The following is a 16,600-nucleotide window of genomic DNA, read 5'->3' as shown; positions in this document are numbered from 1 at the left end:
CCCTTTTTTTTAGTTTTTAATTTAATTAATACTTAGCCATGAAAAAAAATCTACTTTTATTAATTTTACTTATAACCTCTATAAGTTATTCCCAATTTACAACTACGCCATCACCTGCAATTGCAAGTAGTGCAGTTACTCTTAATTTTAACAAAACAGGAACGCCACTCTCCAGTTATACAGGTACAATATATGCGCATATTGGTTTAACTGTTAATGGAGCAAAGTGGCAAAACGTGAAAGGGAGTTGGGGTAATAATTCCACACAACCCGCATTAACATTGGTTTCAGGAACTACTTATAAATTGGATCTTACTCCGGATTTGTATGCTTATTTTGGGATTCCAAATACGAGCTCTATTACAGAAATTTGTGTAGTCTTAAGAAATGATGCCGGAAATATGCAGACTGCTGATACTTTTTTTAATGTTGGAGCTTTTCAGGCAACTTTAACTTCTCCAGCAGAAAACAGTTCGACAATTATTACATCTGGTGGCAGTTTGAATATTTCAGCTTCTAATACAGGCGGAAATGCCAGTTATGTTTTGAAGGCAAACGGAACAACTTTAAACATAAATACAGCTGCTTCCAGTTATACTTTTAATCACACAAATATCACCGGAAATCAAATCTATGAGTTGGAAGTTACTCAAGGAACTACTGTTATTACTAAAAAATTCAGTGTGATTGTAAATACGGGAACGATAAGTGCCGCGATGGCTAATGGTTTGTTAGACGGAATTAATTACAATACTGGTGATGCGACAAAAGCAACTTTAGTGTTGGATGCACCTTTAAAAGATTTTATTTATGTAGCAGGGAGTTTTAATAACTGGCAGCCAACATCAGCGCACTCTATGAAAAAAGACCCAACCAGCGGTAAATTTTGGTTAGAATTAACCGGATTGGTCTCGGGGACAAATTACATGTATCAATATTGGGTGGGGGACGCAACTCCCTTGGCCGGTTCGCCTGGTTTAGTAAAAACTGCGGATCCTTATTCCACTTTGGTTTTATCTCCTTTTGATGATCCAGGGATTTCATCTGTAAATTATCCAAATCTTCCGGTATATCCCGTTGGTCAGGAACGTGAAGTAACCGTTTTGCAAACCGGGAAAGCTGCTTACGCTTGGAGTAGCGCCACTACAAACTTTGTTAAACCAGCTAAAGAAAAATTAGTAGTTTATGAATTGTTAGTGCGTGATTTTGATGCCAATAAAAGCTATCAGGACTTGATTAATAAAATCGATTATTTCAAAAATTTGAAGATAAATGCGATTGAATTAATGCCAGTAATGGAGTTTGAAGGTAATGAAAGTTGGGGTTACAATACCTCTTTTCACATGGCTTTGGATAAATTCTATGGCACTTCGGATAAATTGAAAGAGTTTATTGATTTATGCCATCAAAACGGAATTGCTGTTATTCTTGATGTGGCGCTAAATCACGCTTTTGGTAGAAACCCAATGCTTCGCATGTGGATGAATGATCCTGACGGCAATGGTTGGGGCTCGCCTTCCACTGAAAATCCTTATTTTAATACAACAGCGATGCACAGTTATAGTGTGGGGGAAGATTTTAATCATCAACTGCCCAGAACACAAAATTATGTACAACGGGTCATTAAACAATGGGTTGAAGAATATAAAATTGACGGTTTCCGTTGGGATTTAACCAAAGGTTTTACACAAAATTGTCCAGCGAACGTAGCTGGCGGGCAAGAAAATTGTACCGGCAGTTTACAACAAGATAGAATAGATGTATTGAAAAAATATGCCGATTATTCTTGGAATTTAGATCCAAATCACTACGTTATTTTCGAACATTTGGGTGGTAATGAGGAAGAACAACAATGGGCTAATTACAGGTTGAATGAAACGCCAAGTAAAGGCGTGATGATGTGGGGAATAATGACTTTTGACTATAACAATCTTACAAAAGGGTATGCAGGTAATATTTCAAGAATGAGTTCATCAAGTCGAGGATTTACTGCACACCGATTGATGGGCTATGCAGAGAGTCATGATGAGGAGCGCTTAATGTACAATAATGTGCAAGCAGGAAACAATACCACTCCGGACCATAATGTACGAACCCTTACTGTAGCTTTATCCAGAATGTCTGCATTAGGAGCTGTTTCTTTATTGGTTCCAGGGCCAAAAATGATTTGGCAATTTGGAGAATTAGGATGGAATTCTTCTATTTTTACCTGCAATAATGGAACTGTGAACTCTCCTTCTGATGGTACATCCGGGGATTGTAAATTAGACACTAAGCCACAGCCACAATGGACGGGTAAATGGCTTGGAGATACCAGCAGAAGCATAATTTACGACGACTGGGCAAAAATGATTACGATGAAGACCGAAGAACCTGTGTTTTTAGGAACTGTAACAATCAATAATAGCAGTTCGTTATTACCGAATATCAAAATTACCAACAGTGCACTAGCATCAACACAACTGAAAGATGTATTGATTGTAGCTAATTTTGATGTGACGCCAAAAAATGCTCCTTCCGGGTTTCCATACACCGGAACATGGTACAATTTGATGGACAATACATCTATTAATGTAATCAGTACCTCAGTTGCAATTACTTTGAAACCGGGGGAATTTAAAATCTATGGGAATAAAACAGCATCATTGGCAATAGCGGATTACGAAAAATCACCAACGATTGTGTTGTATCCAAATCCGGCATCTGATTATTTTACATTGAATGAAACAACGGCTAAGGTGCAGGTGTTTTCTATCACGGGACAATTGCTAAAAAGTTTTGATACCAATAAAACGGCAGGATCTCAATTTTCGGTTAGTGATTTGAATCAAGGACTTTACATCGTAAAAACATTTGATGAAAATAATGAAATGAAAGTATTGAAACTGTTGAAAAATTAAGAATGCCTTGAAGATTGAAAAGGCTGTCCATAAAAAGGCAGCCTTTTTTGTATAAAAAAACTGCTCCATAAATGAAGCAGTTTTTAACTACAATTACAACTAAATATTAAATTTTACCGTCTTTGATTTCCTCCACAATTTCAGGATTTAACAAGGTTGAGGTATCGCCAAAATTAGAATAATCCCCTTCGGCAATCTTACGCAAAATTCTGCGCATGATTTTTCCGGAACGGGTTTTTGGCAAACCGGAAACAAACTGGATTTTGTCTAATTTGGCAATGGGTCCTATGTGATCGGATATGTGTTGGTTGATCTCTTTACTCAGGTTTTCTCTGTCGCGATATTCTCCGGTTTCTTTTAGAATTACAAAACCATACAACGCATTTCCTTTGATATCATGCGGGAAACCTACAATGGCTGATTCCGCAACAGCAGGATGTTCATTGATGGCATCTTCAATAGGGGCAGTCCCCAGATTGTGTCCGGAAACAATTACTACATCATCTACACGTCCAGTGATTCTGTAATACCCAACCTCGTCACGCAAAGCGCCGTCGCCAGTGAAATATTTACCTGGAAAGGTAGAAAAATAGGTTTCTTTATACCGTTGATGATCGCCCCAAATTGTTCTTGCAATTCCTGGCCAAGGAAATTTAATACACAAACTTCCGGTAACCTGATTCCCTTCTATTTCATTTCGTTTTTCATCCATCAAAACGGGTTGGATTCCCGGTAAAGGTAATGAAGCATAAGTAGGTTTTGTCGGGGTTACAAAGGCAATTGGTGAGATCATAATTCCTCCGGTTTCCGTTTGCCACCACGTATCTACCACAGGACATTTTTTATCGCCTACGTGGTTGTTGTACCAGTGCCATGCTTCCTCATTGATGGGTTCTCCTACAGATCCAATTACTTTCAAAGAGGTCAACTGGTAGCGTTGCACGTATTCGATGCTTTCTTTTGCTAAAGCTCTAATCGCTGTTGGCGCCGTGTAAAACTGGGTAACTTTGTGTTTTTCGATGGTTTGCCAAAAGCGACTGAAATCAGGATAAGACGGAACGCCTTCGAAAATTACGGTCGTAGCTCCGTTCAATAACGGGCCGTAAAGAATATAGGAATGTCCGGTAATCCAGCCAATATCAGCGGTACACCAGAAAATATCATTGTCTTCATAATTAAAAACGTTCTTGAACGTATATGCGGAATACACCATATAACCGGCTGTAGTGTGAACCATTCCTTTTGGTTTTCCTGTTGAACCGGAAGTATAAAGGATGAACAAAGGATCTTCGGCATCCATGATTTCAGCCACATTGTTATTCGAAGCTTGGTCTAAAAGTGGTTGCAGCCATTGGTCACGACCTTCTTTCATGTGGATAGTGGAGTTGATTCTTTTAGCTACTAAAACGTTCTCTACACAAGGGCAATTCAATAAGGCTTCGTCAACGATACTTTTTAAATCGATGGTTTTATTCCCGCGATACCCACCATCTGAAGTGATGACCATTTTACATTCGCTGTCATTGATTCTTGCGGCAACTGCCGAGGCGGAAAATCCTGCAAAAACAACCGAATGGATTGCTCCAATTCTGGCGCAGGCCAGAGTGGTAATCGCTAATTCAGGAATCATGGGTAAATAAATACAAACCCGATCTCCTTTTTGTATGCCTTGCTCCTTTAAGACATTCGCCATTTTGCAAACACGCTCGTATAACTCATTATATGAAATATGCAATGCCTCTTCATTTGGGTCATTCGGTTCAAAAATGATAGCTGTTTTATCTCCTTTTTTAGCAAGATGCCTGTCGATACAGTTTTTTACAATGTTTACTTTGGCATTGGTAAACCATTTTATTTCGGCGTCAGCCATATTGAAATCAACTACTTTATCCCATTGCTGGTACCAAGTAAAATTCTCTGAGGCCACTTTGTCCCAGAATTTTCCCGGTTCACGAATTGATTTTTTGTAATGTTTAAAGTACTCTTCTAGATTATTAATTTTATAGTAACTCATGATTATTGATAAATTTTATATGTTGTTAATTCCTATTTTATACTTTTTTAATGCGGTGATAATTTCTTCCACAATCGATTCGTCGTCAATGGTCGACGGAATTTGGAATTCGGCACCATCTGCAATGTTGCGCAGTAGTTTCCGAAGGGTTTTTCCCGAGCGCGTTTTTGGTAAGCGCGTTACAATAACTACATTTCGTAAAGAAGTGACCGCTCCAATTTGCTGGCGAATCAATTTAATAATTTCTTGCTCCAATTGATAATGCTCTATTGCAATATCTAATTTCGTTACGACCAATGCCAACGGAATTTGTCCTTTCAAATCATCTTGAATTCCAATGACCGCACACTCTGCAACGAATCGGTGGGAAGCAACAACTTCTTCCATTTCAGCTGTAGATAAGCGGTGTCCTGCTACATTGATAACATCATCCGTTCTTCCGGTGATGAAAATATAACCGTCCTCATCTTTATAACCACCATCACCAGATAGATAATAGCCATCAAATTTGCTGAAATAACTGGCTTTAAAACGGGCTTCGTTTTCCCAGATACCCAACATATTTCCCGGAGGCAAAGGTAATTTTATGACAACCAAGCCTTCTTCATTGGCGCTTAATTCGTCACCGTTTTCATTGAAAATCCGAATATCATATCCGCAAACTGCTTTTGTGGCAGAACCGAATTTCACCGGCATTTTTTCAATGCCGAGAGAATTGGCAATCATTGGCCAGCCTGATTCTGTTTGCCACCAATGGTCAATTACAGGAATAGGAATGTGTTGTTGATACCATTCTAAAGTGGCATTATCACAACGTTCGCCCGCCAAAAATTGATTTTTGAGACAACTTAAATCATATTGTTTGATGAATGTTCCATCAGGATCTTCTTTTTTGATAGCTCTAATGGCGGTAGGAGCCGTAAACATAGTGCCCACTTTATGCTCTGAAATTATTCTCCAAAACGTACTCGCATCGGGAGTTTTAATCGGTTTGCCTTCAAAAATTATGGTAGTATTTCGATTTAATAACGGAGCGTAAAGGATGTAGCTATGACCTACTGCCCAACCCATATCTGATGCGGCCCAAAAAGTCTCGCCTTCTTTGACATTATAGATGTATTTCATAGAGAATTTCAATGCCACAGCATATCCACCAGTATCTCTTACAATTCCTTTTGGCTTTCCCGTCGTTCCCGAAGTATACAAAATATAAAGCGGATGATTTGAATTTACAGGAACACAAGGAGTTTCTTCTGAGCCATAAACCAAGGCATCATAATCTACATCATATTTCTTAAACGGAATTCGGGCGCCTAATTTTCTGTTGAAAACGATTACTTTTTTTGGTCGGTGTGAAGCGAGTTCAATAGCTTGATCGACCAAAGGTTTGTACGCAATCAAACGATCCACTTCAATTCCCGAAGAAGCGGTAATAATGGCCCGGGGTTTGCAATCATCGATTCTGATGGCCAATTCATGTGGTGCAAAACCTCCAAAAACAACGGAATGGATTACGCCAATTCTTGCGCAAGCCAACATGGCAAAAGCTGTTTGTGGAATCATGGGCATGTAAATTATTGCGGTGTCGCCTTTTTTTAATCCCAGTGATTGCATGCCTCCTGCGAGTTTTGCAACTTCGGTTTTTACTTCCGAAAAAGTGTATTTTTTTACGGTTTGTGTTACCGGAGAGTCATAAATAAAAGCGACCTGGTCCCCACAGCCATCCTGAATGTGTTTGTCTAACGCCAGGTAACAAATGTTCAATTCGCCATCTTTGTACCAAAGCGGATAGCCATTTTCGTCTTTTGACAAAATTGTCTCCGGTTTGTTGTACCACTCAATTGCATCAGCTTGTTCAGCCCAGAATTTTTCTGGCTGCTCAATGCTTTCCTCATAAATTTCCTTGTATGTCATTGTGTTGAATTTGTTTCTTATTGAATTAATTCATGAACTTGGTCGACTAACTTTTTGATTGAAAAAGGCTTGACTACATATAAATTAGCGCCTAATGAAAGGCCTTTTTCAATGTCCTTTTCCTTGTTTTTTGCCGAAAGGAAAATGACTTTGCAATGCTGCAACCGTTCGTCTTTTTTTATTTGCTCTAATGTGGCATACCCGTCCACCATAGGCATCATGACATCAAGAATAATGACATCCGGAAGTTTATTTTTTAAAATATCCAATGCTTCCTGACCGTCGCGCGCAATGAAAACTTCAAAATTGTTCTTTTTGAAAGTGTACTCTAATGACATTACAATATTTGGTTCGTCATCTACAATTAAAATTTTTTTCATTTTTAATTATTTTCTGTTGTATTATAATTGGGTAATGTAAATACGAATGTGGCGCCTTCAGCGGTATCGTCTTCGGCCCAAATTTTACCTTTGTGATGTTCTATTATTTGTTTGCATATGGCTAAACCCAAGCCGCTTCCTATTGGTTTTTTTACGTTTTGGTTTCGAGATTGATAAAATTTATCAAAAATAGCTTGAAAATCTTCTTTCTTAATTGCCTTGCCGTTGTTGTGTATTTTGACTTCAATATTGTCTTTGTTTTCATGAATGGAAATCACTATTTTCCCGTTTGTCTCAGCGCAGAATTTTATCGCATTGGATACTAAATTGTGAATCACCTGAATGATTCGTTCCTCGTCATAAAAGGCTTTGATCTCTCTTGATTCCTCCTGAAATTCAACATTTATGTTTTTGTTTTTTAGGAGTTGCTGGAGGGAATTCAATGTTTTTTTGATTGTTTTTGAAATGTTGTTTTTAGAGAGGTAAATTTTTTGTTTTCCGGTTTCAAATTTTTCTAAATCCAGAATTTTATCAATTAAACGATTCAAACGATCGGACTCCGATATGATATTTTGCAAAAACTGTTTTCTCAACTCCTCCGGAATGTCGTCATCATCATGAAGGATTTCGCTTGCCGCACGAATTGCGGTTATTGGCGTTCTCAATTCGTGGGTAACCGTGTCTAGAAATTCATCTTTTTGAATGTCTTTGTTGACTAATTCCTGATTCGCATTTTTAAGTTGTTCGGATATTTTTTTTAATTCATTTGAGGTGTCCGTCAACTTTTTGTTGATGATGATGTTTTCTTTGGATTCTTCTAAAATTCGCAACACTTCTGGCAGACTGATTTTGTCTTCTTTGACCACGCTTGATATTAATATTTTGGCGGAAGCCGTACCAATGTGTCCCGTCAATAAATTCTCAGCAAATTTTATAAATCGGGCATCGGCGGTGGTGATGTCTTTGTCTATGTTGTATTTCAAATTGAAAATGGTCAGTGCACGTTTAGTTCTTTCTTCCCCTAGAAATCGCTGCAATACTTTTTGAATGTCGGAGATATAGGCCGTTCCTTTCCAAATAAAAGCATTTTCATGATTGGTAATGTATTTGTCGATGTCTACAAACATTTCGGCATAATTGCGTTCCCTGTAATTCCCTTTAAAACTAACGGAAATGGCCAGATAACTCATCAAATTGATTAATAAACTCCAAAAAACGGCATGTGGTATAGGTTCTAAATAATCCAATCCGAAAAGCTGAAATGGTTTTAGAAGTTCAATTCCCCAAGGGCCTTCTTGAATGAATAAGCTTGTTGATTCGGTTATCCCAATGGCGTAAGGAACTAGAAGGGTATAAAAACAGGTTATAAATCCAAGTAAAATCCCTGTTATAGCACCATTTTTTGATCCTCTTTTCCAGAATATGGCACCAAAAAAAGAAGGAGCCAATTGCGCGATTACTACAAAGGCGACAAGTCCTATGGAAACCAAAGAGTAGTCCAGAATAAAAATTCGATAGATAGCATACGCCAGGATAATGAGGGAAAAAATGCCTATTTTCCGACTGATCAAGATGCGTTTGTTGTTTTTTTTCTGGGAATCATTCTCGAGTGAACCTATAAAGCCATAAGGGATTAATAGGTTGTTACTAAGCATAGTGGCGAGCGCAATTGAGGAAACGATTATCATTGAGATCGCTGCCGAAAATCCGCCCAGAAAGACTAAAACCATTACGGTGTTGTTGTTGAAATATTGTGGGATTAACAATGAATAGGTATCGGAATTGAGTCCTTGCCCCTCAAATAAGATGTTTCCTCCCCAAGCAATTGGGAATACAAAAAGATTAAAAAGTAACAAATACAGTGGGAAAAGCCAAATGGCTGTTCGAATGTGGCTTTCTTTATTGTTTTCTACGATGGCAGTATGAAACTGTCTTGGCAATAGAAAAATTGCAAACATAGACAACACACAAAGGAAAAACCAGTTGATTCCGTTTGTAATCCCGCCAATGGTATTTTTTTTGTCAAAATTTTCAAGGACACTCGCTTTTTGATAAATATCATCAAACCCATCAAAAACAAAGAAGGTTACGTAAATGCCAATCATTAAAAAGAAAACTAATTTTAGGATTGATTCCATGGCTACGGCAGTTACAATACCACGTCTTTTTTCGGAAGCATCCACGTAGCGTGTTCCATAATAAGAGGCAAATAATGCCAAAGCAAGACACACATATGTAGTTGTATCCGTAAAGATGTTGTCGCTTGATTGTGTTTTGCTGACAATATGAAAGGTATCTGAAATTGATTTTAGTTGTAGTGAAATATAAGGAAGTATCCCAATAACACAAACCATGGTGACTAATGCTCCAAGAAATCTACTGTTTCCGTATCGTAAAGAAATAAAATCTGCTATACTGGAGATTTTATTTACTCTCGAAATTCGGATAATTCTCTTTAGGATGATCATCCACGTTGGTATAATAATAATAGGGCCTAAATAAATAGGTAAATAGGCTAGTCCTGTTTCTGCTGCGACTCCTATACTGCCATAATAGGTCCAAGCAGTACAATATACTGCCAATGAAAAAGAATAGACATACGGATTGTTAGTCCATTTAGAATGTCTTCTTTTTTCAGACCAATGCGCTATGTAAAATAAAATGGAGACATAAAGCGCTAAAATCAGTAAAACCCCTACGCTATTCATAATATCTTTTTATTATTAAGTAGGTTATAGCGATTGAAAATAGCCATGCCGAAAAAATGTAGAGGTAAATTAGGGGTAAACCAAAAATAGGTTTAGAACTGTCAAATAATAGCAAAAGCGGAATATTCAATGCTAATAAGATTAACACTGAGAGTATAACCAGCTTTTGTTCATGTCTTTTTTTCATTGTAAAAAAATAAACAATCTCTGCAAAAAAATGCAGAGATTGTTTTTAAGGAATGCATTTAATTAATCGTTTTTTTCATCGTAATCTCCCATTAAGGAGAAGTACCCAAAGGCTCCCAATCCTAAAACAATTAGTGGGGTGAGTATGAATAGGATGATAATCCCGAATACTAAATCCTCTTGTTTACCGGACATAAATTTGGGCAATCCGAAAGTGAAGATGCAAAAATAGGCTGCAGCAGCTGCTAATGCAATCCAAACTAATCCTAAAATTCTTTTTATTTGATTCATAGCTGTGTTTTTTAAATGTGAGCGTTTTTGTCTTTATTTTTAATGTAAACCATTCCAATTACAAAGCTGATAGCAGCAATAACAATTGGATACCAAAGTCCTTCGAGGTAAAATTCCGGATTCCCGCCTTCTTTTGCATTTATAACAAAATAGGTTGAAATGGCAGGAAGCAGTCCTCCAAAAATTCCATTTCCTACGTGGTATGGTAACGACATAGACGTATATCTAATTTTTACAGGGAACATCTCTACAAGGAAAGCCGCAATTGGACCATATACCATTGTAACAAATATGACCTGAACGAAGACTAGAAATATTAACGACCATTCGTCAGCAGTGGAGATCTTAATAGTTGTTTTGGTGTCTACTTTTGCTTTGCCATCTACAATTACTGCCGTTCCGTTTTCTAAATGTACGGTTTTTATTTCTTGAAAAGTAGTTCCATCCGCATACTCTTTATTGGTGGTGTAAATAGAGTCCATGGTTTGCTTCTTGTTCTCTTTCAACTCCGCGATTAGCGTTGTTTTTTCTACCATTTCCGTTTTATTGGCTATCGAGGTAGTTTCGTACATACTTTTATAAATAGGTCGGTATAATATGATGGCTAGCAACATCCCGCCCATCATGATGTATTTTCGGCCTATTTTATCACTTAACCAACCAAAAAGAATGAAAAACGGAGTGCCAAGCATTAATGCAATTCCCAGTAAAGTGTCAACTTGTGACGAATCAATAGCCATTACTGTTTTCATGAAATTCATGGCATAGAATTGACCGGTGTACCAAACGACCCCTTGGCCCATAGTAGCTCCAAATAAAGCTAATAAAACAAATTTCAAATTGTAACGATTTCCAAAACTTTCTTTCAATGGATTGGTACTAGTTTTTCCTTCCGCTTTTGCTTTAGCAAAAACAGGAGATTCATCCATATTTTTTCTAATTAAATAAGAAACGCCAACCATGATGATAGATACCCAGAACGGAACTCTCCATCCCCATTCGTCAAATTGCTCTGGCGTAAGGATATTTCGGGTGGCTAAAATCACCATCAAAGAGATGAATAAACCCACTGTTGCCGTAGTTTGAATCCACGAAGTCCAGTAGCCTCTTTGTCCTACAGGGGCATGCTCTGCTACGTATGTCGCGGCTCCGCCATATTCACCACCCAAAGCAAGACCTTGTAATAAACGAAGAATTAATACTAATAAAGGAGCCATAAATCCAATGGTTTCATAACTCGGAATACAACCTATCAAGAAGGTAGCACCACCCATTAAAAGTAAAGTAACCATGAAGGTGTATTTCCGCCCAATTAAATCTCCTAATCTTCCAAAGAAAAGGGCTCCAAATGGTCTAACTACAAACCCTGCTGCAAATGTTGCCAAAGTTGACAGGAAAGCAGCTGTTGGATTATCCGAAGGGAAAAATTTAGTTGAAATTACAACTGCTAAACTTCCAAAGATGTAAAAGTCATACCATTCGATCATGGTACCCATTGAGGATGCGGAAATAACTTTCCAAATTCCTTTTGTTGATTTTTCTTTCATGTATTGTTATTTTTAAAATTGATTATAGATAAATTTGAAGTTGTACTATGAAGTCTCCTAATGATCCTGAGCGGTTTGTTAGAGAGGTGTATACGGGTCGAGTTGAATATTGTGCCGTTATTTTGGCATGGTGTCCATCTATGAAAAAGTTAGACCCTACATCAAACTGTGTGCTTGATTGTTCCAAAGCATCAAAGTTTTTATAGGTAACAGCACCGAAAGGCTGGATACGAATTTTAGGTTTTGCTTCTTTACATGGCAATAAAACACCTGCTTGTGTGTACCAAATATTTCCAGATCCCATCGTTGGCTGTGCATTTCCAGCTCCCGCTATAGCTCTACTCCCTGTGAAATTTGGATCTACTGAGCCAATATTCATAATCCCAACATTACGCAAATAATTAGGACCAAAATCATAATCATATAGTACACTGTACGCTGTAACGGCCATTTTGTTTTCTTTTTTTCCAATAGGCATATCAAGAAAAACATCGGCAGAGAAAAGTTTGATGTCGTGTTTGTTGATCGTGCTGTTTACAGAAGTTTTTGTGGCATCAGGTGCAGTGTAAAAACCAGCACCAATGTTGAATACTTTTTTAGTTCCTAAATAGCTACCTACTTTAAAAGGCAATACATTGGCTTCTTGATCTAAAAATTGATACTCAAAATAACCCGCTTTAGACCATTTTGTATTTCCGCTATTGTCAACCGCTACTGCATTATCGGCCACTGTTACATTAGTAGGAACTAAATTTGTAGCATACGGTTTATTATAACTCATTCTATATTCTAACTTACCGTATTTTCCTTTAGCGAATAAACCTACTTGTCTGGCAAACTGATCGGAGTTCTCTATTAAAGGCCAGTTAAAAATAGGGGCGTCTATGGTTAAGAAGTTTAGCGTTGAAGCCATCGTAAGTCTAGACAATCCCATGTAGTAGTGCAATCCAGCTCCGAGGGTAAAACTAAATTTCTTATCTTTTTCTGGTAATACAACTGCATATTCATTCCATGCGTCATGAAAGAATAAGCCAGGTTTTTTTCCGGCACCGTAGCCACCAGTACCTGAGGATCCTGCTGCGCCACCGTTAATAAAAGTTTGGTTGTTGATTCCAAAATGGGTTAAGATCATGTATCTTTTGGATACTTGAGCATAAGCTAGAAAACGCAGACGTCGATTACCAATGTCGGTTGCAGTTGAAGTTGCTTCGCCACCAATCATTGTTCCTGGATTCATCTGAGAGGAACGCATCCAGATCTGGTTCCATGCAATTACACGCATGAATTTGGAACCGTCTTCGTTCAGGTTAAATTTCAATCCAGCGCCATAGTCAGTAGAGCCTTGTGAAAAACTTTTTAGCGACAATAATAATAGTGCCGCGATAAAAAATATTTTTTTCATAAATAAAATTTTGGTTATTAAATGGTTGGTTAATAAAGTGCCAAATTGAGTTATTTAATTCTAGAAAAAAATTTTGATATATTTTTATGTAAAGAGATATAGTTAGTCCTTGAATCGTTCCCATTTTATGAGCATAAACTTGTCTCCTAATTCAGTAATGATCATGCCTGCTCCGGATAACAATTGTTTATTTTTGAGATATTCCACCAGTTCTAAGTGACTAAAAATCTTATAAGTAGGGTGGTAATTTGCATGCGAAGGTTTTTTGATGTTAAAAGACTTTACCCAATTGCTGATCGTAACATGTGAAACGCCCAGAATACGCTCTATTTCTCGAAAACTGAGTCCTTCCAGATACAGCTGTAAAGCCTTGGTAACATAGTAATCATCAATCTTTTTCCCTATTTTATTTACCGTAAAAAAATACTTGCATTTTTTGCATAAGTACCTTTGTTTACTGTTGATTATGCCACTTTTTATTATCTGATTGTTTTGGCATTTAGGACAGCTTAAAATCTCCATATATATAAATTTTGCATAAATATAGTAATTTAGCAACAATTTAAAAATGAATTGTGTTAAAAAAATAGATTTATTTTACACACTATTTATTTTTATTGGCGAATGCTTTAATTATAAGTAGATAATTGCAGTTTTATGTAAAGCAGTTTTTAGAAAGTAGAAGTTTATTGGGTGTTAAAAATTAAATAGGGTTTGCCTCTTTGTAGCAATTTTTTTAGACAAAAATATCTTTGGTAGTAAATAAAAAGCGCTATTCTATCCGAAGAAAAGCGCTTTTTATTGGTGTTAAAATTGGTTTTAATGTGAGGAGGCTTCACCAACACCTGAAGGAATTCGGATGTTTTCTACAATTTCCTGAACTTCCTGCGGTGGTTCCGGTGTAAAACTATTGATAATAAAAGCAACAATGAAATTGGCTAGCATAGCGATTGTACCAAAACCTTCTGGAGAAATGCCAAAGCGCCCGCAGCTACCAAAGCAATAACCCAATCCGGTAAATTGGCAATTTCCGGATTTGTCAATACCATAATGTCATTGTCATTTTTTAGTTCACTTCCCTTTAATCCTTTTGCTTCAGCAGTGGCTATAAAAGCCGGATCCTTGCTGTGCAAACCAAAATCCCAGTGGAAATCCGCCCAGTTTTATGGTGTTTAATTATTCTGCAAATAGTATTCCTGCTCCAAAAGAAGAGATAAACCAGATCGCTAGTAAAATAAAGAGGTATCGTATATTTTCCTTCCAATAGGCGCTTGCGTTTTCTGGTGTTGTCATACTGTTTTTTTTAATAGATTAATTTATAAATAGATCATGGCTTGCAATGTAATGGTATTGATGGTGTTGAACGTAGCATATTTCAGAGATTGAAATTCTAACGTTAATTTTGAATTATGGCCGCTGAAATAAGCATTGGCGCCAATTCCAAATTGATTTGCAGAATCATCTAAAACATCAATTTGACGATTGTCATAAGATACATACGGCTGGATACGGGTTTTAGATTCTCCCGGAATAACATACCCTACATGACCGTGAACTAGAGAGCCGGTTTCGTATGTAGTTCCTAATCTAAAATTTTCGCCATAATCTGTTTTTTGAAACATACCATAAGCGGTTATGGCACCTCCTTTAGTGCCAACTGGGACATCGTAAAAAGCATCCAGAGCAAAAATGTTTACATTTTCACCACTTATATTTCCCGAAGCATCCGCTACGACTGCACCATTAGGATGGGAAAAAAAACCGGCTCCAATATTAAATATTTTTTGTGTTCCTAAATAGGATCCTACTTTATAGGGCAAAACATTACTTTCGGTATCAAAAAGGCTGTATTCAAAATAACCAGCAAAGGTTTTTCCGGCAGCTTTTGAACCCAATAACCTTCTGCCGGTATAGGTGGCGGCTCCATCATTAGTAGGCACAACTAATTGTTCTAAATTATTATTTGAGGCTTCATTCACAGAAACGCGATACTGTAACTTTCCAACGGTTCCTTTTGCATAAACCCCAATATGTCTGGCAAATTGATCCGATAAACCCAGCGTAGCCCAGCCTTGACGCGTATTGTCTAAGGTCATTAAGTTCAAAGTTCCTTGGTTGTTCATTCTGGAGATTCCGTTCCAATAATGCAGCCCTGCTCCCACGGCATTATTTGCGCCCACACTGTACTGTGCCCATGCATCATGAAGAAAAAATTGTGGGCCATCACCAAGTCCGGTTGGCGTCATTGAATTAGCATTTAAACTATTCAATCCAACATGAGTGACTATCAGAAAGTCTTTATTAATTTGTGCTAACAATAATACTCTGGATCTCCTAACGCTAAAATCGAGATCGCCTTGTTGGTTTCCATTGGCATCTAAAGGGCGATCCGAATTGTATTGGGACCAAATTTGAGCCCAGGAAATCACCCTTAGATATTTTGTTCCTTCGTCATTTAAATCGAATTTCATCCCAGCCCCATAATCTGGAGAACCTTGTGAAAAACCTTTTAAAGAGAAGAGCAATACGAAAACTATCAAATACGTTTTTTTCATAATAAATTAGAATTTAAGGCGTTAAAAAATATTCTTGCAACAATGCTAAAGTCCAATTTTATATTTAGTATAAAAATATATGGTATATATATAAGTTAAATACTATAGTTTTTATTTAAATTAAAGCCTGAATGCACCGGAATAGATAAGTATGTTTGTGGTTGATACATGCCTGACAAGAACAAAAATGGATTGGTTTTTGACGAAGCGTATTCAATTAAAATTCTAAAAATCAATGTTTTAAATTATTTTTATTTGTAATTATATTTTTTTTAAGGAATTTAACCGCTATTGGTTCAGCGGGAACAACACGATTCTTGCCTTGTTTTAAAATCAATACGATTTCTTAAATTAGGAATGCTTTTGTTGTATTAAAAAAGAGTAATAAGGGAAATGCAGTGGTTGTTTTATAAATATTTCTCAAATAAAATTTATTAGTATCTTTCTTTTTTTTGTATTGCTTAAAGAGCTTAAGCTCTGTGTAACTATTTTTTTTAAAGAAGAAAAGGTTCGTGTGTATATAAATTTTGCATAACTATAGTAAATTTGCAATTATCCAAAAAACGAATTATGTAAAAAATAACATATATTTTTATATTATTCTGTTTTATATTCAGTTAATTATCTTAATAAACGACGATACAATAGGTTTTTTTGCTTAATAATCACATATTGACTGTATCTTGAATTATTTTTATTTTTT

General features: G+C 36.8%; 12 protein-coding genes and 1 pseudogene. 1 reads left to right on the top strand and 12 read right to left on the bottom strand.

From position 1 onward, the window contains the following. Positions 1-38: 38 nt before the first annotated feature. Positions 39-2,900 (top strand): alpha-amylase family glycosyl hydrolase, encoded by a 2,862-nt coding sequence (locus EKL98_RS00145; protein WP_126561239.1) that lies wholly within the window; start codon positions 39-41, stop codon positions 2,898-2,900. Positions 2,901-3,006: 106 nt separating this feature from the next. Here the strand turns inward: EKL98_RS00145 and acs are convergent, their stop codons facing one another. The 12 genes and pseudogenes from acs to EKL98_RS00085 form a co-directional block, all read right to left on the bottom strand. Further along, positions 3,007-4,914, bottom strand: coding sequence for an acetate--CoA ligase (gene acs, locus EKL98_RS00140; protein ID WP_126458363.1), 1,908 nt, complete (start codon positions 4,912-4,914; stop codon positions 3,007-3,009). A 15-nt stretch (positions 4,915-4,929) separates the two neighbouring features. After that, on the bottom strand, positions 4,930-6,828 hold the full coding sequence (locus EKL98_RS00135; protein WP_126515121.1) for an AMP-binding protein: 1,899 nt from the start codon (positions 6,826-6,828) through the stop codon (positions 4,930-4,932). Positions 6,829-6,845: 17 nt separating this feature from the next. After that, positions 6,846-7,208 (bottom strand): response regulator transcription factor, encoded by a 363-nt coding sequence (locus EKL98_RS00130; RefSeq protein ID WP_126453872.1) that lies wholly within the window; start codon positions 7,206-7,208, stop codon positions 6,846-6,848. A 2-nt stretch (positions 7,209-7,210) separates the two neighbouring features. After that, a complete protein-coding gene (locus tag EKL98_RS00125; RefSeq protein ID WP_126561238.1) occupies positions 7,211-9,916 on the bottom strand; it encodes an ATP-binding protein in 2,706 nt (901 codons plus the stop codon). A gap of 249 nt (positions 9,917-10,165) precedes the next feature. Continuing rightward, the gene (locus EKL98_RS00115) at positions 10,166-10,393 is read right to left on the bottom strand and encodes a DUF6814 family protein (RefSeq protein WP_126453866.1); all 228 of its coding nucleotides are present in this window, start codon (positions 10,391-10,393) and stop codon (positions 10,166-10,168) included. An 11-nt stretch (positions 10,394-10,404) separates the two neighbouring features. Beyond that, the gene (locus EKL98_RS00110) at positions 10,405-11,940 is read right to left on the bottom strand and encodes an MFS transporter (protein ID WP_126561237.1); all 1,536 of its coding nucleotides are present in this window, start codon (positions 11,938-11,940) and stop codon (positions 10,405-10,407) included. Positions 11,941-11,962: 22 nt separating this feature from the next. Continuing rightward, positions 11,963-13,342 carry a porin gene (locus EKL98_RS00105; RefSeq protein WP_126561236.1) on the bottom strand — a complete coding sequence of 460 codons (1,380 nt, stop codon included), beginning with the start codon at positions 13,340-13,342 and terminating at the stop codon, positions 11,963-11,965. Between the two features lie 102 nt (positions 13,343-13,444). Further along, entirely contained in the window at positions 13,445-13,864 is a 420-nt protein-coding gene (locus tag EKL98_RS00100) for an IS1/IS1595 family N-terminal zinc-binding domain-containing protein (RefSeq protein WP_126453860.1), read from the bottom strand. A 297-nt stretch (positions 13,865-14,161) separates the two neighbouring features. Then, complete coding sequence (locus EKL98_RS18385) at positions 14,162-14,287, bottom strand: hypothetical protein (protein ID WP_262706907.1); 126 nt, start codon at positions 14,285-14,287, stop codon at positions 14,162-14,164. After that, positions 14,281-14,475: a hypothetical protein gene (locus EKL98_RS17810; protein ID WP_199740677.1), complete on the bottom strand. Its 195-nt coding sequence runs from the start codon at positions 14,473-14,475 to the stop codon at positions 14,281-14,283. The genes EKL98_RS18385 and EKL98_RS17810 overlap by 7 nt, the downstream gene beginning before the upstream one ends. Further along, positions 14,459-14,635 (bottom strand): annotated as a pseudogene (locus EKL98_RS00090) (DUF4212 domain-containing protein); the annotation flags it as partial. The gene EKL98_RS17810 and the pseudogene EKL98_RS00090, both read right to left, overlap by 17 nt. 23 nt (positions 14,636-14,658) lie before the next feature. Continuing rightward, entirely contained in the window at positions 14,659-15,897 is a 1,239-nt protein-coding gene (locus EKL98_RS00085) for a hypothetical protein (RefSeq protein ID WP_126458375.1), read from the bottom strand. Positions 15,898-16,600 lie beyond the last annotated feature (703 nt).

The organism is Flavobacterium bomense, from assembly GCF_003970355.1.
The sequence above is the reverse complement of the archived record's forward strand: the minus strand, read 5'-3'. Positions and strand labels throughout refer to the sequence as shown.

Excerpts from the sequence above, each read along its gene's own strand:
- EKL98_RS00105 (WP_126561236.1), bottom strand. The coding sequence starts at position 13,342 with ATGAAAAAAATATTTTTTATCGCGGCACTATTATTATTGTCGCTAAAA.
- EKL98_RS18385 (WP_262706907.1), bottom strand. The coding sequence starts at position 14,287 with ATGCTAGCCAATTTCATTGTTGCTTTTATTATCAATAGTTTTACACCG.
- EKL98_RS00130 (WP_126453872.1), bottom strand. The coding sequence starts at position 7,208 with ATGAAAAAAATTTTAATTGTAGATGACGAACCAAATATTGTAATGTCA.
- EKL98_RS00110 (WP_126561237.1), bottom strand. The coding sequence starts at position 11,940 with ATGAAAGAAAAATCAACAAAAGGAATTTGGAAAGTTATTTCCGCATCC.
- acs (WP_126458363.1), bottom strand. The coding sequence starts at position 4,914 with ATGAGTTACTATAAAATTAATAATCTAGAAGAGTACTTTAAACATTAC.
- EKL98_RS00115 (WP_126453866.1), bottom strand. The coding sequence starts at position 10,393 with ATGAATCAAATAAAAAGAATTTTAGGATTAGTTTGGATTGCATTAGCA.
- EKL98_RS00145 (WP_126561239.1), top strand. The coding sequence starts at position 39 with ATGAAAAAAAATCTACTTTTATTAATTTTACTTATAACCTCTATAAGT.
- EKL98_RS00100 (WP_126453860.1), bottom strand. The coding sequence starts at position 13,864 with ATGGAGATTTTAAGCTGTCCTAAATGCCAAAACAATCAGATAATAAAA.
- EKL98_RS00125 (WP_126561238.1), bottom strand. The coding sequence starts at position 9,916 with ATGAATAGCGTAGGGGTTTTACTGATTTTAGCGCTTTATGTCTCCATT.
- EKL98_RS00135 (WP_126515121.1), bottom strand. The coding sequence starts at position 6,828 with ATGACATACAAGGAAATTTATGAGGAAAGCATTGAGCAGCCAGAAAAA.
- EKL98_RS00085 (WP_126458375.1), bottom strand. The coding sequence starts at position 15,897 with ATGAAAAAAACGTATTTGATAGTTTTCGTATTGCTCTTCTCTTTAAAA.